Origin of the sequence: Lysobacter gummosus, from assembly GCF_001442805.1 — a bacterium.
Classification (GTDB): Bacteria; Pseudomonadota; Gammaproteobacteria; order Xanthomonadales; family Xanthomonadaceae; genus Lysobacter; species Lysobacter gummosus.
In genome coordinates this window covers 719,122-741,200 of the sequence record NZ_CP011131.1, presented here as the reverse complement: position 1 = coordinate 741,200, position 22,079 = coordinate 719,122, and the positions used below count along the sequence as shown (strand labels likewise).

Sequence of the window (22,079 nt, the reverse complement as noted above, 5' to 3'; positions counted from 1 at the left end):
TTCTCCGATTACTGCTTCGGCGCGCCGGCGGGGGCCGCGGCCGGCTTGGCCGGCGCTGCGCCCTTTTCGGTCGCGTCCACCGGCATGCCCGGGCCGATCTTCTGCAGACCTTCGACGATGACCTTGTCGCCGGCCTTCAGGCCGCTTTCGACCAGCCACTTGTCGCCGATGGCCTGACTGACCTGCAGTTCGCGCGGCTCGACCGTGCCCTTGGCGCCGACCACCATCGCGGTGGCGTTGCCCTTCGGGTCGCGCGAAATGCCCTGCTGCGGAACCAGCAGCGCGTTCTGGCGCACGCCGGTACCGACCAGCGCGCGCACGTACATGCCGGGCATCAGGATGTTGTCCGGGTTCGGCACCACCACGCGCAGCAGGAAGCTGCCGGTGCCTTCATCGACGGTGACTTCCGAGAACGCCAGCTTGCCTTCGAGCGGATACTTGCTGCCGTCTTCGAGCACGATGGTCACCGGCGTGGTCGCTTCGGTCAGGGTGCCGGCGGCGATCTGCTTGCGCAGCGCGAGCAGTTCGGCGCTGGACTGGCTGATATCGACGTGGACCGGATCGAGCTGCTGCACCACCGCGAGCGGATCGGCCTGATTGGCGGTGACCAGCGCGCCGGCGGTGACCGCCGACTTGCCGATGCGGCCGGTGATCGGCGAGGTGATGCGGGCGCGGCCGAGGATCACGCTGGCGCTCTGCACCGCGGCGCGGCCGGACGACACATCGGCCTGGCTTTGCTTGAGCGTGGCGACCGCGGTTTCGTCGTCCTGCTTGCTGACCGCGTCGATCTTGACCAGATCGGCCGAGCGCTTGGCGTTCAGACGCGCCGAATTCAACGACGCCTCACCGCGCGCGAGCGTGGCCTTGGCCGTTTCCAGGTCGGCGGCGTAGGTCTTGTCGTCGAGCTGATACAGCGGCTGCCCGGCCTTGACCAGACCGCCCTCGGTGAACAAGCGCTTCTCGACGATGCCGTTGACCTGCGGCCGCACCTCGGCGATCAGCGAAGCGCTGGTGCGCCCCGGCAATTCGCGGGTCAGCGTGACCGTCTCGGGCTTGAGGGTCACCACCGTGACCTGCCCCTTCTGGCCGCCGGGACCGCCGGGACCGCCTGGACCGCCTTGTTGATCGCCTCCCTTGCCGCAGGCCGCGAGGGCCAGGCTGAGCACGGAAACAGTGAGAATTGTCTTATAGGACAGGGACTTGCGCGACGGCATGGGGGAGCCTCAGGTCGTTGTTGCGGTCGGACAGACCGCGGCCACATCGTAGAATGAACGATCATTCTCTTTTTTTGGGTGGGCGAGGTCAAGTGACCTTTGGCGGAGGCGCGCAAGGTTCCACGGCGTTTTGCGGGGTATGCAGGGTTTGGGCGCGCGAGGCGACATCGAAGGGGCCGGCTCGGCAAAGTCGCGACGGCTTGAGGGCGCCAGCGGGCAGCCCGGTCGGACAGGCCTGCCCGACAAGAAGAACTACTCGATCGGATGTTCCGCATCCCAGTCCGCCGCAATCGCTTGCGGCCCTCTGGTTTTCCATTCCCAGGCTTGTTCGATCGTCAGGCGGCGGATGCCGCTTTTATACAGATCCGTGGTCCGCGGATAGCTGCCGTCGATGAGGGAAATGCCCCAGGCGAAACCCGTGTCGTCGATGCCGATGCACAGACAGGGATGGAAGAAGACGTCTTCGTATATGTCGCCGGGTTGAATAAGTTCTTGCATGCAGTGTCGATGGTAGACTGATCGTCCAAGAGTAATGCGGCGCAGTGGGAGTTATTCGCCGCATGTGAGCCGCAACGGAACTGCGAATTGCGCGCATACCTTAGAAGACGGACCGATTAGCCCGCAAATACCGGTAACGGGCAACGAGCACATGAGCTGATACCGGATTGACTAGCAAGCACAGCACTATAAACCAGCTTTCGAACTAGCCGAACAAGACTCCTGTATAGGACGCGCCGATCAACCACGGCCACGCACCGTTCAATCTCGGCAAAAACCGCCTGGCGATGTACTCCATAAACACAGAACCGAATACAAACGGGGCTACCAGAATCGGGGCGAAGACAACAAACATTCCCGGGCTCATCTGCGGTCTGCGGTCGATCTCGAGGTAATAAAACATCCTGAGCGTGGACAGCACCAGCACGCTGGTCGCGGCGCCCATCGCTACCTGGATGTATCACAGCAATGATTTTTCCACATGGCTCGGCCCTTACTCGCGAAAGCCGGGCGGCTGGGAATTCCATGCACAGACACGGCCGCATCGGCAGGCCGAGCTTAAGGCCCAGCCCCATGTTCCGCCAAGCTATCGACGCTGTTCGGCACCCGGCCTTTTGGATGCAGACGCCTGCCTTTGCAAGCAAGCGCCTGCACTGCGCACTAAGCGAACCTAGCGATAAGGATTGTAGGTATAGCTCGCACTCACCCCTTCCGGAATCCGAAAATAATTCGTCACCACTCCCACCGGATCGCTAGCCAACATCCCCCGCCCCGGACCATCGTTGCTGTCGTCCCAACCCCAAGGCGCATTCGCCGAGTTGGTGTTGCAGCCGATCGCGCCGCTGCCGCAGCCGCCGGTCTTGTCGCCGGCGAAGCTGCCGTAGCCGGCGAACAGCCAGCTGTTGTTACGCTGATCCCACATGCCGCCGGGTTCGAAGATGTCGATGAGTCTGTACTTGACGTCGCGGTCGTCGGCGTTGGACGGAACTTCCGCGATGGTGAGCGAGGGGTAATAGATCACGCCGTCGCCGTTGATGTTGTAGGCCGGCCAGGCTTTGAGGCCGTGGCCTTTCGCTTCCTGCGCGGTGACCGGGTGCGGGGCGCCCTGGTAGGTCAGGAACGACAGCGAGCCGTCCACGTTTTCGGCGCCGGCGGTCCAGTTGCTGCCGGCGGGGACGAAAGAGAAGAAGTCGGTGTGGGCGACGGTCACCGCGGCCTTGAGCGTGCCGTAGGTGGAGCCGTCGCGTGCGATTGCGAACAGCACGCCTTCGGCGTCGTTCTCGTGTTCGGTGTCGAAGAAGGAATCGGTCCAGTCGCGCGGATGGAAGAACAGGTAGGTGATGAACCAGTGGGTGCTGGTCTCGACCACCGAGTAGTAGCCGTGCGCGGCGAGCGGATACGCGGCCTGGCCGGCGCGATCCCAATTGTTGCGGCCGTCGAGGTCGCCGTCGAAATCGTAACGGGTGACGTAGTCGGCGGCGCCGCCGAGTGCGTGGCTGCCGGTCTGGTCGACGTCCTGGTAATGCACCGGTGCCCAGCGCAGGGCGAGCGCGGCGCGGTCGGCGGCCGATTGCGCCGACAGGCCGGCCGCGGCGGCGTCGGTTGCGAATGCGCCGGCGAGCAAACCGCTGGCGATGAGACTGATGCGCATCGTGCGCGCGATACCGTCGAAGCCGATCATCGAACCCTCCTTGCCTGCTGAAAGACCGAAGCATGCGAGCCGCTTGATGGCAACGGTATTGCAAGGGCGTTGATGCGAAGGCGCAAAGCGGCACAGATCGGCGAATCCGCGCGGCGGCGGATCGGGACTGTGCGCGCGGTCGCTTGCGTGGGATGGCGCCGGGCCGTCAGCGCGGCGCGGCGATTACGAAAAAGAGGGCTGGCAGGCGCGAGCCGGGCTGGCAAGAGGGGTCGCGATCCACGTCGGTCGCGCCGCGCATGCTACGGGCCGCTCGCGGCTTGAACAAGACTCGATGATGATCGCGAACGTCGAAGACCGCGGATTCGCGGCGATCTTGCGTCGGGGCTGAAGCCCCTCCCACAAAAGATTCCGAAGCTTCGTCTCTACATTGAGCGCGATGCGACTGCGTTACGGCGCAGTCGCATCCGCCCGCAATCAACCCGCCGCTTGCGGCACGCCGGCGATCTGCCGCAACGCCGCTTCGAACTGCTCCACCGGCTGTCCGCCCTGAATCAGGTGACGGTCGTTGATGATCACCGACGGCACCGCGCGGATGCCCTGGCTTTGATAGAACTGCTCCTGCTCACGCACCGCATCGGCGTATTCGTCCGAAGCCAACAGCGCCCGCGCGCGTTCGCCGTCCAGGCCCGCTTCCGTCGCCACCGCGGCCAGCACCTCGCGCGAGGAAATATCGCGGCCGTCGGTGAAGTAAGCCTTCAGCAGCGTGTGCTTGAGCGCCCGCTCCTGCGCCGCGCCTTCGACGCCGGCCCAATGCAGCAGGCGGTGCGCGTCGAAGGTGTTGTAGATCCGATCGCGCGCGTTGAATTCAAAATCGACCGCGGCGCCGCGCTGACGCAAGGCCTCGCGGTTCTGCGCCAGTTGCTGCGCGCCCAGGCCGTACTTGTGCGCCAGATGCTCGTCGATGTTCTCGCCTTCGGCGGCCATCTGCGGGTTGAGTTCGAACGGCTGGAAATGCAGTTCGATCTCGACCTCGTCGCCGAGCCGGGCAATAGCCTGTTCGAGCGAATTCAGGCCGACCGCGCACCACGGGCAGACGACATCGGAGACGAAATCGATCTTCACGCGCGGGGCCGTACCGGGGGACAAGGAACTCATGGTGAAACTCCGCGCGGGGCGCATCGAATAGGTGCAAAGACGATGCGGCCGGCGCCGGCCGTCATCAAGCCGCGCGCGGCCGCACCGGCGGATCGGTGCGTTCCATCGCGGCGGCCGGGAGCGGCTGGCGGGGCGGTCCGTCCGGGCCCACCGGACTGATGACTGGGTCACAAAACTATGCGCAAAATAGCCCGGCGTCCGGCCGGGGCGCCCGCGCCGCGGGACGGCCCGGGCGGGCCGGGGCGCCGACCGCAGCGGCCCTCGCGCCGCGCCAACGCTCAATGGGGACAACATGGACTCGATGTATCCGGCCGGACCTGCATCCGTGCCTGCGCAACTGACTGCGCCCAGTGCCGCCTACCGCCGTCACGCCTAGCTCGCCATGGCCGGCCTGCTCGGCTTCGTCGCGATCTACTTCGCCTTGCTGGCCTGGTTCGGCTGGACCGCCTGGCGGCTGTTCGCGAGCATCGTCAACAGCAACGGCCAGAACCTGATCGGCAACGGCATCACCGGCGCCTGCGCCGCGTTCCTGTGCGTGTTCATGGCCAAGGCGCTGGTGTTCAAGCGCCGCGGCAAGAGCGGCGAGGACATGGAACTCAAGCCGGCCGATCAGCCCGACCTGTTCGCCTTCCTGCACCGGCTGGCCGATGAGGCCGGCGCGCCGCGTCCGCATCGGGTGTTCTTGTCGCCGCGGGTCAACGCCGGGGTGTTCTACGACCTGTCGCTGCTCAACCTGATCGTGCCGTCGAAGAAGAACCTCGAAATCGGCCTGGCGCTGGTCAACGTGCTCAACCTGGGCGAGCTCAAGGCGGTGCTGGCGCACGAGTTCGGCCATTTCGCCCAGCGCACCATGGCGGTCGGGCGCTGGGTCTACATCGCCCAGCAGGTGGCCGCGCACATCATCGCCAAGCGCGATGCCTTCGACGACTTCCTGCGCGCGCTGTCGCGCTTCGACCTGCGCGTGGCCTGGGTCGGCTGGCTGTTGTCGCTGGTGGTGTGGTCGATCCGCTCGGTCGTAGAGATGGTGTTCCGGCTGGTGGTGCTGGCGCAGCGCGCGTTGTCGCGCGAGATGGAATACCAGGCCGATCTGGTCGCCGCCTCGCTGACCGGCAGCGATGCGCTGGTGCATGCCCTGCACCGCCTGGGCGCCGCCGACGACGCCTGGGACCGCGCGCTGAGCTTCGCCGGCCGCGAATACGCCAACCAGCGCCCGGTGGCCGATCTGTTCGCGATCCAGACCCGCATCATCGAGCATCTGCGCCGTGTTTTCGCCGACGCCGAATACGGCGAGCCGCCGCAGTTGCCAGGCAGCGAACGCGAGCGCCACCGCGTGTTCAAGAACGAACTGGCGCAGCCGCCGCAGATGTGGTCCACGCATCCGGCCAACAGCGACCGCGAGCGCAACATCAAGCGCAGCTACATCGCCTGCGAGATCGATCCGCGCCCGGCGATGAGCCTGCTGCGCGACGGCCAGGCATTGAAGGAGCGCATGTCGCGCGAAATGATCGACGCGCCCGAGCCGCTGCCGCCGGTGCCGATCGAGGAATCGCTGCGCCATCTGGAACGCGACTATGCCGATCCCGCCCTGGACCGACGCTTCCGCGGCACCTACCTGGGCCGCTCGATCGTGCGCGACTACGACCGCTGCGACGAGCTGTACTACCCCCTGCCCGCCGGCGCCGACCTGGGCGAGCATCTGCGCGGCCTGTATCCGGCCGCGCACGGCGACGCGCTCGAACGTCTGCGCGAGCTGGAAGCCGAGCGCGGCACCCTGGAAGCCATGCGCGAAGGCCATCTGCGCGCGACCGGCGGCGTGCTGCACTGGCGCGGCAGCGAACTGCCGGCCAAGGAACTGCCGAAGATCATCGCTCAGCTGGACGAAGAGCTGACGCCACTGCGCGAGGACGTGCGCGAGCACGATCGCCGTTGCCGCAGCGTGCACCTGACCGCGGCGCGCGCGCTCGGCGGCCCGTGGGAGGCGCTGCTGCGCGGCCAGTTGGCGGTGTTGCATTACGCCGATCACAGCTACGCCGACGTGCAGGACATCAACGGGCTGCTGGTCAACACCTACGAGGTGGTCACCGCCGATCGCCGCGTGTCCTCCGACGAACTCAATCGCCTGGTGGCGGCGGCCAATCAGCTGCAGCGCACGCTGCACCGGCTGCACGATCACGCCGGGCAAGTGCGCCTGGACCGGCGCATCGCCGAGCGCCTGGAGGCGAGCGACTGGGCCGAGGTGATGGGCGAATTCCGCCTGCCCTTGGCCGATCGCGACAACATCCAGAAATGGCTGGGTGTGATCGACAACTGGGTGCGCGGCACGCTCGGCCCGTTGGCGGCGTTGCGCAAGGCCGCGCTCGGCGCGTTGCTGTCGACCGAGGATGAAGTCGCTGCGCTGGTGCATGCGCGCGCACACGCTGGCGCCGATGCGCTGGCTGCGTTCAGCGCGAGCGATGCGCCGGCCGATGCGCCGGCCACCGCTGGCGACGGCGACGAGCGCTTCGCCGCGAGCACGCCCGACTCGCCCGCCGCGGTGCCGCAGGAATACAACCTGCTCAAGCCCGGCGGCGGCCGCAAGCGCCAGACCAAGCTCGGCTGGTGGGATCGCTTCCAGACCGCCGACGGCCTGGTGCCGTCGATGTCGCGCGTGGCGGTGGCCGGCGGCATCGTCGGCGCGGTGTTGTTCGTCGGCGCCTCGATCGGCGTGGCCAAGATCACCGTGATCAACGGCCTGGCCCAGGCGATGCGGGTGGAGATCGACGGCCACACCCTCGATCTGCCGCCGCTGCAGCATCTCACCGTGGACCTGCCCGGCAGCGGTAGCCATCACGTGGTCGCGCGCACCGCCGACGGCGCGACCGTGGAGGAATTCGACAGCGACCGCGAACAGGCTTCGCACGTGGTCTACAACATCGCCTCGGCCACGCCGCTGGTGGAATGGACCGCGGTCTACGGCAGCCGCGGCGAATTCCCCGAACGCAAGCTCGGCACGCCGCGCTGGAGCACGGCGGCGGCCGACTACGTGTTCGAGCAGCCGCCCAAGCAGATCAACACCAAGGGCGATGGCGGCACGCGCACCGTGTTGCAGGAGTTCGCCGGGTTCGCGCCGGGCGATCAGTTGCAGCTGACCGCCGGCGACGACGAGAAAGCCTTGATGATCGCCGCGCATGCGCGCTGGGACGCGGCCGATTCGCGCCACATCAGCCAATGGCTGGCACTGGCCTCGACCACGCCGGAATTCCCCCGATTGATCGGCGAACGCCTGCGCCGCGCGCCGACCGAAGTGGTGTCGCTGCGCGCCGAGCAGGACGCGGTCGAGGGCAAGCCGGAATACGCGCAAGTGTGCGCGCGCCATCGCGGCCTGTCCGAACGCACGCCCGATTCGGCCGACCTGCGCTACATCGCGGTGCGCTGCACGGCCGACGACGAAGCCCAGGATCGCGCCTTCGCCGAAGGCCACGCACGCTGGCCCGAGCACGGCTGGTTCGCGCTGGCGGCCGGTTACGGCGCCAGCGAACGCGCGCAGTGGGCGCAGGCGCTGCCGTTGCTGCAGCAGGCGGCGAAGATGCCGCAGGCCGCCGATTGGCTGGGACCGGAGCTGGCGCGCGCGCAGCGCGCGATCGAGGGCGAATCGGCGCAGGTGGTCGCGCCGGAGTCGGAGCAGCTCAAGCTGCTGCTGGCGATCGACAACAACACCGTGCCGCGCGAATCGCCGTACTGGGCCTATGCCGCGCTCAAGGGCGGCTCGCTCGGCCACGCACTGACGACCAAGCAAAGCTCGCCGGAACTGGAAGCGCGTCTGCTGAGCCTGGTCGCCGCCTCCGACGGCGCGCCGGCCGAAACCGTGGCGCGCGCGCTGACGCAGAGCGTGCGAGTGGAGAACGATCCGGCGGCGTCGTGGGCGCTGGCGGCGCTGGCCGCGCGCGAGCACCACGCGGCCGCTTCGCAGTTGCGCGAGGTCGCCATGCGCGCCGATCCGGAGGACTCGGCGAAGATCGCCGCGTTCTTCGACGCGGTGCGCCGCGGCGGCGCGGCCTCCACCGCCGAGGCCGAGCGCGCGTTGGGCAAAATTTCGCCGCGTTCGCGCGGCATCGCCTACGCCACCGCCGTGGTGCTGTTGGGCCGCGATTGCCCGAACGCCTGGCGCGACGGCGCCAAGCGCCTGTTGTTCGCGATCGAGCGGCCCTACTTCGCCTGAACGGCGTGAACCGCCGATGCCGCGGCGCCGCTCCGGCGCCGCGGCGACTTTGCCGCAACTGACCGTTGCCGCGCCGGTGCTGGCGCGCATGCCGGCCAGTGGCCACACTGTGTCCACCTCGCTCCCGCATCCGGCCGATATCCTTCGCGATGTCGGCGATCGGCTCTCCCAGGTTTCGCATCGCTCGGGTCGCTTTTTGCGATGCGAGCCTGCATGCAGGCCGATCGCGGCAGCTCGCACCGCTCCCCCATTCTTTCGACGACGCATCACGCCATGAGCGCTACCGCAGCCCCCACGTCCCTCGCCCGTCCGCTCTGGCAGGGCCGCGCCTGGGTGCTGGTCGGCATCGTGCTGTCGGCGTTCACCCTGCGCACCGCGGTGACCTCGCTGACGCCGCTGCTGGACGCGTTGGGCCGCGAATTCGCCTTCGGTTCGACCATGACCGGCGTGTTCGGCATGGTGCCGACCGCGGCGTTCGCCCTGTTCGGCGTCGCCACGCCGGCATTGGCGCATCGCATCGGCCTGGAGCGCGCGGCGCTGCTGGCGATGGCGGTGGCGGCGCTGGGCCTGCTGGCGCGCGGCTTCGTCGGCGATACCGGGCAGTTGCTCGCGGCCAACGCGATCGCGCTGGCCGGCATGGGCATCGGCAATGTGGTGCTGCCGCCGCTGGTGAAACGCTATTTCGGCGATCGCGTCGGCACGGTCAGCACCGCCTACATCACGGTGCTGCAACTGGGCACGATCCTGCCGGCGCTGGCGGCGGTGCCGCTGGCGCAGGCTTCGGGCTGGCGCGTGTCGCTGGCGTCGTGGTCGCTGGTGGCGGTGGCCGCAGCGTTGCCGTGGCTGACGGTGCTGTGGATGGAAGCGCGTGGCCGTTCGGCGCAGGCGCGCGAACTGGCCAGCACGCACGATCGCGCCGTCGCTATCGGCGATGAAGCGCCGGAACTGTCCGTGCCGGCCGCGCCGGTCGCGCGCGGCAAGGTCTGGCGCTCGCCGGTGGCCTGGGGCATGACGCTGATGTTCGGCATGACCTCGCTGATCACCTATTCGATGTTCACCTGGCTGCCCAAGCTGCTGGTCGAAGCCGGCGGCAGCGCCGCGCTGGGCGGCAGCATGGTCGCGCTGTTTTCGACCCTGGGCATGATCAGCGCGCTGTGCATGCCGATGCTGGCGGTGCGCATCGCCAATCCGTTCCCGATCGTGCTGGCCTGCGTGCTGGCGTATCTGGGCGGTTTCACCGGCCTGTTGCTGGCGCCGATGCACGGCACGTTCCTGTGGGTCGGCCTGATCGGCCTGGGCCCGAGCACGTTCCCGCTGGCGCTGACCCTGATCAATCTGCGCACGCGCACGCCGGGCGGTTCGGCCGCCCTGTCCGGTTTCATGCAGGGCCTGGGCTACACCATCAGCTGCCTGGGGCCGCTGGCGTTCGGTTGGCTGCACGAGCTCAGCCACGGCTGGGTGTGGCCGTTCGCGATGCTGGGCGCCTGTCTGCTGGTGCTGATCGTGGGCGGACGCCTGGCGTGCAAGCCGCGGTATCTGGAAGACACCTGGTAACAAGGCCCGGGGCGCTGCGCCCCGACGCGCACGCGCGGTTTTTCCCTATCGGCCGATTCACGACACCATGGCCGCCTGCGTTGTTTTTTTACGTCGTGCAGGCCGTGCGCATGCGCGGTAACGTCGTGACTTCCGACTTCTTCCTTGCGTGATCGCGATGCAGGATCTGACCCAAGGCTCGATTCCCGGCCACCTGCTGCGCATGGCCACGCCGATCGCGGCCGGCATGCTGTTCCAGATGATGTATGTGCTGGTCGATCTGTATTTCGTCGCGCGCCTGGGCGATGCCTCGATCGCCGGCGTCGGCGCCGCCGGCAACGTCCAGTTCGTGATCATGGCGCTGACGCAGATCCTCGCAGTCGGCACGATGGCGCTGATCGCTCAGGCCGCCGGCCGTAAGGATCGCGACGACGCGAATCTGGTGTTCAACCAGAGCCTGCTGCTGGCGCTGGCGTGCATGGTGCTGGTGCTGGTCGCCGGTTACGCCCTGGCCGGCGCGTACATGCGCATGCTCGGCGCCAATCAGGCGACCACCGCGGCCGGCATCGAGTACCTGCACTGGTTTCTGCCGGGGTTGGCGCTGCAGTTCATTCCGACCGCGATGGGCGCGGCCCTGCGCGGCACCGGCATCGCCAAGCCGACCATGTTGGTGCAGATCTTCACCGTCGTGCTCAACATCGTGCTGGCGCCGGTGTTGATCGCCGGCTGGCTGACCGGCCATGCAATGGGCGTAGCCGGCGCCGGCCTGGCCAGTTCGATCGCGATCGGCGCCGGCCTGGTGCTGATGGTCTGGTACTTCCTGCGCCTGGAGAAATACGTCCGCGCCGATCCGGCCCTGCTGCGGATACGCCCGTCGGTGTGGAAGCGCATCCTCGCCATCGGCCTGCCGCCCGGCGGCGAGTTCGCGCTGATGTTCGTGTACATGGGCCTGATCTATTGGGTGATCCGCCATTTCGGCGCCGAGGCTCAGGCCGGTTACGGCATCGGCTCGCGCATCATGCAGGCGATCTTTCTGCCGGCGATGGCGATCGCGTTCGCGACCGCGCCGGTGGCCGGGCAGAACGTGGGCGCGCGGCAGCCCGAGCGGGTGCTCGCTACGTTTCGCGCGGCGACGTTGATGAGCGCGGCGGTGATGCTGGTGCTTACGCTGCTGTGCCAGTGGAAGCCGGAGCTGTTGGTGCGCGGCTTCACCCAGGAAGAAGCGGTGGTGCGGGTCGCGGCGGAGTTTCTCGCGGTGATCTCGTGGAACTTCATCGCCTCGGGCCTGATCTTCAGCTGCTCGGGCCTGTTCCAGGCGCTGGGCAATACCGTGCCGGCCCTGCTCAGCAGCGCCAGCCGTCTGGTGACGTTCGCGGTTCCGGCGATATGGCTGTCGGCGCAGCCCGGTTTCGAACTGCACCAGCTGTGGTGGCTCTCGGTCGCCACCCTGACCCTGCAGGCCGCGCTCAGCCTGTGGCTGCTGCATCGCCAGTTCCGGCAACGCTTGCCGCAGCTCGCGCTGGCGGTGTGAATCGCGTGCGGCGCGCATGCGCCGCGCCTTGCAAACCTCATGCGCGAAGGCGTTAGCGCCGCGCGCTCGCTGCGCGATGGCGAAACCATCCCCCTGGGGCAAACCCGGGACGACGACCCGGGCGGCCCATGGCCGCCCTTTTTTATTCGCGCCGCCGCGATCGCGAGCGTTTTTTGTTACAGCCGTTCGTGCGCGAGCGCAGCCGCCGAGCTTACGCGTTCATCGGCATGAATCGCACGGATGTGTCGGCGGTCAAAGCACGGATATGGAAACGCGGGCACAAATCGACCTGTCATCTCGCAGCGGTTTCCGGTAACGGATCACGTAACGCGACCTCTCGCTCACGACAATGAACGAACGGGATCCATGCTTGCCTTGCAACCACGCGGCTTTATCGCAGCCGCGTCCGAAGGAGATCGTTCGATGCATCCGCACTCTCTCGCCGCAGCCCTGGGCTGCTCGCTACTGCTGACTTCAGCCCTGGCCGGCGCAAGCGACCGCTTCGACACGCTGCAACTGAACCTGGAAAAGACCAACGCCCTGGTGTTGGCGCAAGCGCAACGCGCGTCGTATCCCGAGTATTTCCGCCGCGCCTACGCGCGCTATCCGAATCTTCCCGCCGGTTCCCTGGAAGCCATCGCCTACGCCGAAACCAACTGGACCCACGTTCGCCCCGATCCGGCGCAGGACCCGCGCGATCTGCACATGCCGCGCTCCTTCGGCGTCATGGGCCTGTACCATGGCGGCGGCTTCGCCGACCAGATCGGCGACGGCGCGCGCCTGATCGGCCGCAGCGCGCGGCAAGTCATCGACGATCCGGAAAGCAACATCCTCGCCGCGGCCGCGCTGCTCGATCGCGCACTCGCCGCCAGCCAGTCCGACAAGCGCAGCCGCGCGCTCGCTCAACCCGAGGATCTGGCGCCGGTGCTCGCGCGCTACGCCGGCTACGGCGCGGCCAACGGCGGCATCGCCGACTACGCGCGGCAGAGCTTCGCCTACGCCGTGCTGCAGACCTTGCAGCGCGGCGTGAACGAACAAGGCGTGCAGATCAAGGCCCAGCCGCTCAAGCTCGAACGCGCCTTCGATGCCGGGCAGTTGCGGAAGCTGCGCGCGTCCACCTTGCTGATGAACGCCGGCGACGACAGCGTGCGCGTCGACGATGCGCTGGCGCGCGAACTCGCCGCGCCCGCGCTCAACGCGCCGGCCACCGATGTCGGCACCAAGGCGATGGATTTCGGCGAAGCGCTCTGGAATCCAGCCAGTTCCAGCAACTACAGCACCGCCTCCAATGCGATGAGCGCGGTGATCATGCACACGATGGAAGGCTCGTACGCCGGCTCGATCTCGTGGTTCCAGAACCCGTCCGCGCAGGTCTCGGCGCATTACCTGATCCGCAAATCCGACGGCCAGATCACCCAGATGGTGCGCGAGTACCATCAGGCCTGGCACGCCAAGAACCATAACTACTACACCGTCGGCATCGAGCACGACGGCCGCGCCGCCGATGCAGGCAACTGGTCGGCGGCGATGGTCAACGCCTCGGCGCGCCTGACCAAGAGCATCTGCGCGCGCCGCGGCGTAAATTGCGCCAGCGCCTGGAGCGGCCCGGGTTACGACACCTTCCATCTGGTCCCCGACAGCGTGCGGGTCAAGGGCCACGGCATGTTGTCGGGCAACGAGAACCGCTACGACCCGGGCAAATACTTCCCGTGGTCGAACTACTACAGCCTGATCAACGGCGGCGGCAATCCGCCGAATCCGCCCGGCAAGTATTGGGTGGACACCTTCGCCAACGCCACCGGCTACAAGTGGCCGTCGACGCTGACGCCGGTCGGCACGCTCTACCAGGGCACCAACTATGTCTATTGCAAGGCCTGGGGCGAGGAAGTGCGTTCGGGCACCAGCTACAACCACTACTGGCTCAAGACCGATCTCGACGTCGGTCCGGCCGGCGCTTGGGTTTCGGCTTATTACCTCAGCCGCTGGGGCAACGACGAGGCGCGCGACAACAACGGCGTGGTGATTCCCGATTGCTGATCGGTAGCCGCGCAATCACTGAAACAGCCCCTCTCCCCATCGTGGGAGAGGGGTGGGACGAGGGCTGAATCCACGCGAACGCCCCCGCCCCGCAGCAACGAATTCCCCCACTGTCACGAGTCACCGAATGAAGCGAAAGATGATGTTGTGCGAGCGAATCATGTATGTCGATCGCGATTCCACCTTCACCATCGTCCAGGCCGCGCGCGTGCGCGGACGCATCGACCCCGCGCAACTGCGCCATGCGCTGGACAAGGTCCAGAGCAAGCATCCGATGCTGCGCTGTTCGATCATCGACGGCGATCCGCCGGACATCGTGCTGGAAGACGATCCGGCGCCGATTCCGCTGCGCCTGGCCGAGCGCCGCGACGACGAGGAATGGCAGCGTCAGTCCGATATCGAACGCGAAACCCGCTTCGCCAGCGAACGCGCGCCGCTGATGCGCATGGTGTGGGTGCACGGCGTGGACGCCGACGGCGAGCCGGTCGGCGAACTGCTGGTGGTCTGCCACCACGTCATCTGCGACGGCATGTCGATGATGACCCTGCTGCGCGAAACCCTGGCCTTGTGCGACAACCCGCAGCTCGACATCGGCCGCCACACCAGCTTCAACGCGCTGCAGGACATTCTGCCGGCGCAGGTGCTGGCCGACCGCCGTATCCGCCGCAGCGCGGCCTGGAAAGCGCTGGCGTTCCGCCTGTTCTTCGCCCTGCGCCGCAAGCGCAAGCCGGTGCCGCAGGGCGAGTTCTACGTGCTGCACTGGAAACTGCCGCGCGAAGCCACCAGCGCGCTGGCCGCGCGCGCGCGCGCCGAGGGCGTGACCATGTTCGCGGCGATGGCGGTGGCGTTCTCGCTGGCGTTCCGCACGGTCAAGGGCGCGAGCGCGAAAGGCAAGGTGTTCGCGCCGATCGACATCCGCAAATTCCTGCCGCTGATCGGCGCCGACCAATTGTTCTCGGCCTCGCCGGGCTCGATCGTCGCGCTCGACACCAGGCTCGCGCCCGATCAGGTCGATGACGCCGCGTTCTGGGAACAGGCCAGGCAGTTCAAGAGCCGCTTGAATCAGCGGATCGAGCGCATGGCGCGCAACGTCTACGAATACTTCGTCGGCCTGGAGATGATGCAGTCGGTGTTCGGCCAGTTCGTCGCCGAGCGCCGTTCCGACCTGGATCAGTTCGATACCACCTTGTCCAACATCGGCCGCATCGAGATTCCGCAGGAGTACCGCGAGTTCCGCGTCGAAACCGTATTCAGCCCGACCGCGCGCCTGCCCTGGCGCAGCACCACCGCGGTGCTGATGTCCGGCTATGCGGGCGAACTGGACTTCGCCCTGACCTGCGACACCGCATCGCTGCCGCGCGTGGAAGCCGAGCGCGTGCGCGATCTGGCCAACGCCCTGCTGCTGGAGCGTGCGCACGCGCCGGCGCCGCAGGCTCTGCCGATGCGGGCGGCGGCATGAGCGGTGAGGCGCGCCGCGATGCTTCGTTGAGTCAGGCCGAGGTGGTGGCGGGCGCGGAGGTCGGTCCGACGGGGAGTGAGGCGGCTTCGGCCGGTGACGCCGCGAATTCGGGGCCCTGCGTTCGCAGCTCGCAGGACGGCCGGACTTCCATTGATCCTGATTCTTTTGGCGTGATCGTCGTGCTGTGGCAGCCCAGCGCCGCGCACCTGCAGCAGCTCGCCGCCACCCGCGCGGTCTGTCGCCACGTGGTCGCGGTCGACAACTCGCCGCAAGCCGATCCGGACTTGCACGCGCGCTTGCGCGAGTCCGGCATCGAGGTGGTGCACAACGCCAACCGCGGCGGCATCTCCGGCGCTTACAACCGCGGCGCGCAGCTGGTGTTCGCGCGCGGTTGCCAGGTGATGTTCCTGCTCGACCAGGACTCGCAGCTCGGCGCGGATTTCTTCGACGGCATGATGCGGGCCTGCGCGCGCACCGGCGCCGACGCGTTCATCGTCGGGCCGAAGGTGTTCGAAGTGAACCTGGGCAAGTACCTGCCGGTGTTCTCGCCGGAGTTGCGCATGCCCAAGCCCGAGCGCATCGACGAGCGCGACGAAGGTCTGGTGCCGACCTTGTTCGTGATCTCCTCGGGTTCGGCGATCTCGGCCGCGGCCTATCGCAGGGTCGGTGAGTTCCGCGAGGATTACTTCATCGAGTATGTCGATATCGAATACGGCATGCGCGCCACCCGCAACGGCGTGCCGGTGTTCGTCAACGCCGCCGTGCAGATGCGCCAGCAGGTCGGCGAGTACGTCAAACGCGGGATTTTCTCGACCAGCAACCATGTGGCATGGCGGCGTTACTACGCTTCGCGCAACGCGGTGCATGCGCTGCGCTCGAACTCGGCGCGCTGGTCCATCCATTGGCTGATCGAGCTGCTGACCCTGCACCAGGTGGCCTGCGTGCTGGTGTGCGAGCAGCACAAGCTGCGCAAGGTGGTCGCGATCGCGGTGGGTTATTTCGATGGGTTGTTCGGCAAGCTCGGCACGTTCGAGCAGCGGCATCCGCGGGTGGCGGCGTTTTGTAAGCACTGATTCGCTGGTGCGCGGCGAGCTGAGCGAAAAGCATCGGGCCTGAAGGGCCCTCCCACAAAAGAGGCCGCGGCTTCGCAGGCTCTTGTGGGAGGGCCCTTCAGGCCCGATGCCTTGCTCTTGTGGGAGGGCCTTTCAGGCCCGATGCTTTACGCTCAAATCGCGACGAAACCTACAAACACGCCGCTCTCAAAACGCATCGCTACCCGGCCGAATATCGATCCCCAACGCCGCCGCGACCGCCTGCATCGTCTCGTCGTCGCGCCGCAAAGTGATCCACCCCGCGAAGGTATCGTCGCGCGTATCGCGATTCCACACGGTATAGCCATGCTCGCGCAGACGGTCGTGCGCGGTCGACATCAGCTCGGGCACATCCACGCTTTGCAGGAACTCATCGTCGGTGGGATCTTCCACGCCCCAATCCACCTGCAGATTCCAGCGCGCGGCCAATTGCGCGATCGAGTCGATGAAGGACTGGGTGTCGCCCTCTTCCACCCGATACCCCGAGGTCCAGTCGATCACCTCCTGCAGCGTGTCGATGGCTTCGCCGTCGTCGTCGGCGCCCTCGCGCAGTTCGCGGAAGCGGCCGAACTGGTGCAGCGCGGTTTCTTCGTCGCCCGGATTGATCAGCAGCAGCAGCTGCCAGAACAGGGTTTCTTCGTCCAGGTCCTCATCGTCGTCGTTGCCGCTGAAGTCGAAGGCGTCGTCTTCGTAATCGGATTCGTTGTCGGGTGAGCTCATGGCGGCGCATCGCGTGGGGGATGGATCATGGTGATGGAAAACGCCCGGCGCGGGAATGAGGCGATCGGGGCATCGGCACGGCGGCCCGGGCGCCCAAAACGAAAAAGCCCGGCTTGCGCCGGGCTTTTCGAGCGACTCGCGGCTTGCGCCGCAGGTCACGGGTACGGGCGAATTAGACCGCCTGAACCTGGTCGGCCTGCAGGCCCTTCTGGCCCTGGGTCACGACGAAGGAGACCTTCTGGCCTTCCTGCAGGCTCTTGAAGCCCTGGCCCTGGATCGCGCGGAAATGCACGAACACGTCATCGCCGCCTTCGCGGGAGATGAAGCCAAAGCCCTTAGCATCGTTGAACCACTTGACGGTTCCGATCTCACGATCTGCCATGTTACTAACTCCTTGAAACGTATGTATTTGGAATGCCGCTTGCACGGCGGTGGGGCTGGTTGCAAGGAGGAAGCGTGGAACGATGGAGTGGATCTGTGGATCGTTGATCTACGGCATCGGGTCACGACCTACGGTGACCCTTGACTAACTCAGCCCGCACACCGTAGTAGCGTCCGGGGCGAAAATCAATTGGCTTGGGAGTCGGATGTTCAGACGATTTGCCAAATTTGGCACAAAATTATCAATTACAGATATCGGTTCAGGCCGCGCAGGCATGCGTAAACGGCCCTGACCATAATTCTATCGAATTGATTTCAAAAGAAATTATTTCGGCGAAGCGGGAAAATACCCAGCTCGCGTAGACCCGGTTCAGCACTATTGGAGCGGACGAGCTGAACGGGCTGGCGGTCACGCTTTGGATGCCCCCTAAACAGCCTGCCGGGGTACCTGGAGAGCCAGTCTGCGCCGAACCGTTGTTCAGCCGCCCTCGCCGCTATCGCGGTCGGCCTGGGTCTGGGCCCGGCGCCAGATGCCGTATTCGGCCCGGTTGAGACGGAAGTCCTGCAGGGCGAAGGCGGCCGCTCCGCGATCGGCGGCGCTGCTGGCCGGGTCGTCGGCGATGTCGAGCAGGGCCTCCTTGAGCCGGTCGCTGCGCAGGTGCGAGCTCTGCACCCCGGCGATGGCTTTGCCGCGCACCTGCGGCGAGGCGTCGAGCAAGGCGCGATGCAGCACGTCCTCGGCCTGAGCGCCGTCGTCCCACTGCGCCAGCTGCAATACCGCCTCGGCGCGCACGGCCGGATCGGCGTGACGGGTCAGCGCGCTCAGTTCGGCCACCACTGGCGCGGCGTCTTCGCTCGGCATCGTGGTCGGCGTCAGCATGCCGACCAGTTCGGCGGTGCGCTGCGGATCGCCGCCCTGCTCCAGCTTGCTCAGCACGGCCTGGCGGACTTCGGCACGATCCATCGAATAGGCGCGCAGCAGATCGAGGCCGTCGCGCTCGTCCTGCGCGCGCGTGCTCGCCGCCAGCGACAGGGCGAAGCGCAGCACGTCCTCGCCGGAGACGGCGTTGAGCAGCGACAGCAGTTCGCCGCGCGCGGCCGGGTCGGTTTCGTTGCGGAAGCGCTGCAACAGGTTCTGCAGGAACGCCGGATCGCGGCTGGCGCGTTCGCGCAGGGATTGGAAGCTGACGTGGTTGCCGCCCAGCGACAGGTATTCGGGATAGGGCGATTGTTCGTCAGCGGCCGGTGGCTGCTTCGGCGGCGACGCAGCGGCCGCTTGCGGTGGTGTCGCCGACGCGACCGATGCGGCATCGCGATGGGTCACGTACGCGCCGCCGGCGACGGCACCGGCCGCGGCGGAGATGAGGGCGATCAATAGAACGCGCGTGGCGGTCATCGGCGAGTGGTGGCGAGATCGGGTTCAAGCATACGCGCAGCGGATCGAACCGCCCTCATCCGCCCCCCGCCTTCGCGGGGGCAGGCTCTCCGGGCACCTTCTCCCGCAAGCGGGAGAAGGGACTGCATGCGCGCTTTTTTGCTCAAAGCCCCTCTCCCGCTTGCGGGAGAGGGGTTGGGGGTGAGGGCCGCGCCCCACTCAGCAATCCGGCGCCACCCGCCCATCGGAGCCGGTGTAGGTATACGCATCGGGAATGAAGCGCCCGCTGCCGATCCGGTTCCAGATGTTGCTGGTGCCGTAGGTGCCGCTGACCGAGGTGCCGGTGGTCTGGCACTGGATGGTCACCGTCGCGCCGTCGCTCAGGCTGCCGACGATCGAATACGAGGTGCCCGGGCCGGAGCGCACATTCAACGGCGTGCCGTTGGTGTTGACCGTGCCGGTGGCGCCGCCGCTGCTGCCGCAGGAATTGCGGCTGGTGTAGTCGTCGCTGCCCCAATAGAGGATCTGCGAACCGTTGAACTTGATCTTCTGCGCGGTGCCGCTGAGGCGTTCTTCGAAATGCAGATGCGGGCCGGTCGAGCCGCCGGTGGTGCCGACGGTGCCGATCGACTTGCCCATCGCCACGCTCTGCCCGACCGAGACCGAATACGAATTCAGATGCGCGTACAACGAGGTCCAGCCGCCGCCGTGATCGATCACCACGTACTTGCCGTAGCTGGTATCGCCGAGATTGCGCACCACGCTGACGGTGCCGGCCGCGGCGGCGACCACGGTGTCGCCTTCATCGTTGGCGCGGTTGAAATCCACCGCGTTGGCCGGGCTGTGATTGGTGCGAGTCTGGCCGGACCAGACCTGGCCGCAGGGGAACGGCATCTGGAACGTCGGCGCGGCCTGCGCGGCCGATCCGAACAAAGCCGCGAACGCGAACAGCGCCAGCGCGCCGCGGGTGCGATTGACTGACTTCATGAGCACAACTCCATGGTTGGGGCCGCGAGCTTCGCGCCGCGGCGACAAGATCGGGACAACAGGACGAAACATCGGTGGTGAAACTCAGTGCACGATCTGTACATCGTCGAGGTAGAGGTTGACGTCGAAGCTGGTCTGTTCGCGCAGGAACCACACCGCGTCCAGACGCACGCCGGCGCCGTCGATCTGGCCGTTGCTGGCGCCGGCCCAGGCGTTCCACTGCGCGGCGTCGTCCAGCGACCATTCCAGGTACGTCCATTGGCCGGTCGGGATCGCACGTTCGATCGCGCGCTCGGTGCCGTCGCTGTCGTCGATGCTCAGCGAGGCGCGCAGGCCGCTGGCGCCGGTATAGATCCAGAAACCGACCTTGCCGCCGTCGCGGATCAACTCGACGTTGTTGGCCGGCGTGCCGCCGCCCGACAGCAGCCGTACCGACCACGCGGTGGTCACGGCGGGATCGTCCTTGAGCAGCACGCGCAGCGAGCACACGCCGTTCTTGCGCGTGGCGCAGTCGTGCTGGGCCAGCGATGCGGTCGAAATGCCGGCGGTGCTGCCGGACAAGGTCGGCGCGCTGGCGAAGCGGCCGACGCCGCCTTCGAAGTCGTCCAGCACCACCGCGCCGCCGCCCGGACCACCGCCGCCGTCGTTGGCCAGGAAGGCGTTGCGCTGGCCGCCGGGATTGTTGTTGGCATTGAAGTAATGGTTGGCGATCCAGCGCCAGTCGCGGCCGTTGTTCGCGGCCCAGCGTTGGGTGCCCCATTGGCTCATGCCGCGGCCGTGGCCGAAGCAACCGCGGCCGCGCCCCACGTCATCGGACAGGCACGGCCAGCCGTTGCGCGGCGAACCGTTGTTGCCGTTGCCGCAACTCAGATCGTTGTTGACGCACGACAGGCCATCGCCGGGATCGTCCCAGGCGTTGTTCTCGGAGGAATACTCGCTGAAGGCCGCGTTCTGGCCGTCGCGGGTCAACAGCACGCCGCGGGTGGCCGCGGCCGCGGCGACGGTGGCGGCGACGCTGTCGGCGTTGAAGGCCTGACATGAAGTGCTGGAGCAGATGTCGTAGCGGCTGTTGACCGGATGGGCGACGTAATACGCGGCGTAGCTGCGGTACGCCACCGCGCCGGCGGCCAGCGATTGCGGATTCCATGAAGGAATCCATTCTTCGTCCAGGCCGCGGCCGACATAGTCCTCGAAGTTGTACACCGACACCGCGGTGCACGAACGCCCGGAGCAATTGGTGCCCACGCGGATGCTGGCGGGCACGGCGACGCTCGCGGCCTGCGCGGCCAGGCGTTGCGCGAGCGCGACCGATTGCGGACGCGCGGGATCGAGGCCGGCCTCATCCGCGGACGCGGCGGCATCGGCTTGCCCGCGAAGCGCGTCTTCGGGCGATTGCGGCCGCTGTTGATCCTCGCGCTGACGCGCGCGCTGCTGCACGTGGCGGCGATCCATGGCGATGAGGCCGTCGCCGCGATCCAGATCGAGAATCAGATGGCGGCTGTCGTTGAGCAGCGCCAGACCGCTCAGGCGCTGGCCGCGGTAGCCGGCATGTTCGATGCTCAGATCGAACGTCGCCGGCAGCGCCTCGCTGTCGCTGGCGAGCGCGCGCGGCAGCGTGGCGGACAATTCGAAGTAGCCTTCGCGGTCGCTGGTGGTGCGCGCGCCCTGGCTGCTGCGCACTTGCGCGCCGGCCAGCGGTCGGCCGCTGGCGCGATCGTAGAGATGACCGCTGACGATGGCGCAACGCGCGCAGGCCGCGGCCTTCAGCGCGAGCAGGTCGAGCGCGTCCGACGGCGCGGCCGGCGTCAGCCACACCGTTGTCGGCAACGGCTGCGCGGCGTCGATGCGCGTGTGCGTGGTCAGCGATTGGTAGCCGGCGGCGCCGATCACCAGTTCGTATTCGCCCGGCGCCAGCGTGGCGATGCGTTCGCCGCTGGCCGCGGTGCGCAGGTCCTGCACATGCGCCGAGGCGCCGCGTGCGTGCACGGTCAGGTTCGAGTCCAGGATGCGACCGCTGACGCTGTCGCGCACGCGGATCGGCAGATGGCGATCGCCGGCGTTCGCGGCGGAGCGGGCCGCGGCGGATGGCGCGGCGACTGCGGTGGATGCGTTACCGCGCGCGGTGCGCAGCCATTGCGCGAACACCGCGCCGGCGATCAGCAGCGCCAGGATCGCCAGCCAGGTGGGTGCGCGGCGGGGCCGGCGGTGCTTCGGCGCGGGTGAATCGTTGGGTTCCGACATCGGTGTTTCCCCCTGTC

At 67.3% G+C, this 22,079-nt stretch carries 16 protein-coding genes; 6 read left to right on the top strand and 10 right to left on the bottom strand.

The features are described from left to right. Positions 1 to 8: 8 nt before the first annotated feature. The 5 genes from LG3211_RS02935 to LG3211_RS02915 all read right to left on the bottom strand — a co-directional run bounded on the left by LG3211_RS02935 (position 9) and on the right by LG3211_RS02915 (position 4,509). Complete coding sequence (locus LG3211_RS02935) at positions 9 to 1,214, bottom strand: efflux RND transporter periplasmic adaptor subunit (protein WP_057941521.1); 1,206 nt, start codon at positions 1,212 to 1,214, stop codon at positions 9 to 11. 252 nt (positions 1,215 to 1,466) lie between these two features. After that, positions 1,467 to 1,712: a hypothetical protein gene (locus LG3211_RS02930; RefSeq protein WP_057941520.1), complete on the bottom strand. Its 246-nt coding sequence runs from the start codon at positions 1,710 to 1,712 to the stop codon at positions 1,467 to 1,469. 205 nt (positions 1,713 to 1,917) lie between these two features. Next, positions 1,918 to 2,157, bottom strand: coding sequence for a hypothetical protein (locus LG3211_RS02925; protein ID WP_057941519.1), 240 nt, complete (start codon positions 2,155 to 2,157; stop codon positions 1,918 to 1,920). Positions 2,158 to 2,382: 225 nt separating this feature from the next. Beyond that, positions 2,383 to 3,393, bottom strand: coding sequence for a hypothetical protein (locus LG3211_RS02920; protein ID WP_057941518.1), 1,011 nt, complete (start codon positions 3,391 to 3,393; stop codon positions 2,383 to 2,385). 435 nt (positions 3,394 to 3,828) lie between these two features. Continuing rightward, the gene (locus LG3211_RS02915; protein ID WP_057941517.1) at positions 3,829 to 4,509 is read right to left on the bottom strand and encodes a DsbA family oxidoreductase; all 681 of its coding nucleotides are present in this window, start codon (positions 4,507 to 4,509) and stop codon (positions 3,829 to 3,831) included. Between the two features lie 382 nt (positions 4,510 to 4,891). Here LG3211_RS02915 and LG3211_RS02910 point away from each other — a divergent pair, with 382 nt between their 5' ends. The 6 genes from LG3211_RS02910 to LG3211_RS02885 all read left to right on the top strand — a co-directional run bounded on the left by LG3211_RS02910 (position 4,892) and on the right by LG3211_RS02885 (position 16,340). Then, positions 4,892 to 8,707: a M48 family metallopeptidase gene (locus LG3211_RS02910; RefSeq protein WP_057941516.1), complete on the top strand. Its 3,816-nt coding sequence runs from the start codon at positions 4,892 to 4,894 to the stop codon at positions 8,705 to 8,707. A gap of 273 nt (positions 8,708 to 8,980) precedes the next feature. Beyond that, positions 8,981 to 10,261, top strand: coding sequence for an MFS transporter (locus tag LG3211_RS02905; protein ID WP_057945232.1), 1,281 nt, complete (start codon positions 8,981 to 8,983; stop codon positions 10,259 to 10,261). 157 nt (positions 10,262 to 10,418) lie between these two features. Then, positions 10,419 to 11,771 (top strand): MATE family efflux transporter, encoded by a 1,353-nt coding sequence (locus tag LG3211_RS02900; protein ID WP_057941515.1) that lies wholly within the window; start codon positions 10,419 to 10,421, stop codon positions 11,769 to 11,771. A 423-nt stretch (positions 11,772 to 12,194) separates the two neighbouring features. Further along, positions 12,195 to 13,808, top strand: coding sequence for an N-acetylmuramoyl-L-alanine amidase (locus LG3211_RS25370; protein ID WP_187313127.1), 1,614 nt, complete (start codon positions 12,195 to 12,197; stop codon positions 13,806 to 13,808). A gap of 127 nt (positions 13,809 to 13,935) precedes the next feature. Next, positions 13,936 to 15,267 carry a condensation domain-containing protein gene (locus tag LG3211_RS02890; RefSeq protein ID WP_057941514.1) on the top strand — a complete coding sequence of 444 codons (1,332 nt, stop codon included), beginning with the start codon at positions 13,936 to 13,938 and terminating at the stop codon, positions 15,265 to 15,267. A gap of 170 nt (positions 15,268 to 15,437) precedes the next feature. Continuing rightward, positions 15,438 to 16,340 (top strand): glycosyltransferase, encoded by a 903-nt coding sequence (locus LG3211_RS02885; RefSeq protein WP_057941513.1) that lies wholly within the window; start codon positions 15,438 to 15,440, stop codon positions 16,338 to 16,340. Positions 16,341 to 16,526: 186 nt separating this feature from the next. On the opposite strand, the gene LG3211_RS02880 is transcribed toward LG3211_RS02885, so the two are convergent. The 5 genes from LG3211_RS02880 to LG3211_RS02860 form a co-directional block, all read right to left on the bottom strand. Then, positions 16,527 to 17,078: a DUF6630 family protein gene (locus LG3211_RS02880; protein ID WP_057941512.1), complete on the bottom strand. Its 552-nt coding sequence runs from the start codon at positions 17,076 to 17,078 to the stop codon at positions 16,527 to 16,529. A 172-nt stretch (positions 17,079 to 17,250) separates the two neighbouring features. After that, entirely contained in the window at positions 17,251 to 17,460 is a 210-nt protein-coding gene (locus LG3211_RS02875) for a cold-shock protein (RefSeq protein ID WP_057941511.1), read from the bottom strand. 477 nt (positions 17,461 to 17,937) lie between these two features. Further along, positions 17,938 to 18,855 carry a HEAT repeat domain-containing protein gene (locus tag LG3211_RS02870; protein WP_057941510.1) on the bottom strand — a complete coding sequence of 306 codons (918 nt, stop codon included), beginning with the start codon at positions 18,853 to 18,855 and terminating at the stop codon, positions 17,938 to 17,940. 198 nt (positions 18,856 to 19,053) lie between these two features. After that, the gene (locus LG3211_RS02865; RefSeq protein WP_057941509.1) at positions 19,054 to 19,821 is read right to left on the bottom strand and encodes a M23 family metallopeptidase; all 768 of its coding nucleotides are present in this window, start codon (positions 19,819 to 19,821) and stop codon (positions 19,054 to 19,056) included. An 84-nt stretch (positions 19,822 to 19,905) separates the two neighbouring features. Continuing rightward, the gene (locus LG3211_RS02860) at positions 19,906 to 22,062 is read right to left on the bottom strand and encodes a SpoIID/LytB domain-containing protein (RefSeq protein ID WP_057941508.1); all 2,157 of its coding nucleotides are present in this window, start codon (positions 22,060 to 22,062) and stop codon (positions 19,906 to 19,908) included. Positions 22,063 to 22,079: the final 17 nt, after the last annotated feature.

Excerpts from the sequence above, each read along its gene's own strand:
- LG3211_RS02875 (WP_057941511.1), bottom strand. The coding sequence starts at position 17,460 with ATGGCAGATCGTGAGATCGGAACCGTCAAGTGGTTCAACGATGCTAAG.
- LG3211_RS02860 (WP_057941508.1), bottom strand. The coding sequence starts at position 22,062 with ATGTCGGAACCCAACGATTCACCCGCGCCGAAGCACCGCCGGCCCCGC.
- LG3211_RS25370 (WP_187313127.1), top strand. The coding sequence starts at position 12,195 with ATGCATCCGCACTCTCTCGCCGCAGCCCTGGGCTGCTCGCTACTGCTG.
- LG3211_RS02930 (WP_057941520.1), bottom strand. The coding sequence starts at position 1,712 with ATGCAAGAACTTATTCAACCCGGCGACATATACGAAGACGTCTTCTTC.
- LG3211_RS02890 (WP_057941514.1), top strand. The coding sequence starts at position 13,936 with ATGAAGCGAAAGATGATGTTGTGCGAGCGAATCATGTATGTCGATCGC.
- LG3211_RS02925 (WP_057941519.1), bottom strand. The coding sequence starts at position 2,157 with ATGGGCGCCGCGACCAGCGTGCTGGTGCTGTCCACGCTCAGGATGTTT.
- LG3211_RS02900 (WP_057941515.1), top strand. The coding sequence starts at position 10,419 with ATGCAGGATCTGACCCAAGGCTCGATTCCCGGCCACCTGCTGCGCATG.
- LG3211_RS02915 (WP_057941517.1), bottom strand. The coding sequence starts at position 4,509 with ATGAGTTCCTTGTCCCCCGGTACGGCCCCGCGCGTGAAGATCGATTTC.
- LG3211_RS02880 (WP_057941512.1), bottom strand. The coding sequence starts at position 17,078 with ATGAGCTCACCCGACAACGAATCCGATTACGAAGACGACGCCTTCGAC.
- LG3211_RS02865 (WP_057941509.1), bottom strand. The coding sequence starts at position 19,821 with ATGAAGTCAGTCAATCGCACCCGCGGCGCGCTGGCGCTGTTCGCGTTC.
- LG3211_RS02870 (WP_057941510.1), bottom strand. The coding sequence starts at position 18,855 with ATGACCGCCACGCGCGTTCTATTGATCGCCCTCATCTCCGCCGCGGCC.
- LG3211_RS02905 (WP_057945232.1), top strand. The coding sequence starts at position 8,981 with ATGAGCGCTACCGCAGCCCCCACGTCCCTCGCCCGTCCGCTCTGGCAG.
- LG3211_RS02920 (WP_057941518.1), bottom strand. The coding sequence starts at position 3,393 with ATGATCGGCTTCGACGGTATCGCGCGCACGATGCGCATCAGTCTCATC.
- LG3211_RS02910 (WP_057941516.1), top strand. The coding sequence starts at position 4,892 with ATGGCCGGCCTGCTCGGCTTCGTCGCGATCTACTTCGCCTTGCTGGCC.
- LG3211_RS02935 (WP_057941521.1), bottom strand. The coding sequence starts at position 1,214 with ATGCCGTCGCGCAAGTCCCTGTCCTATAAGACAATTCTCACTGTTTCC.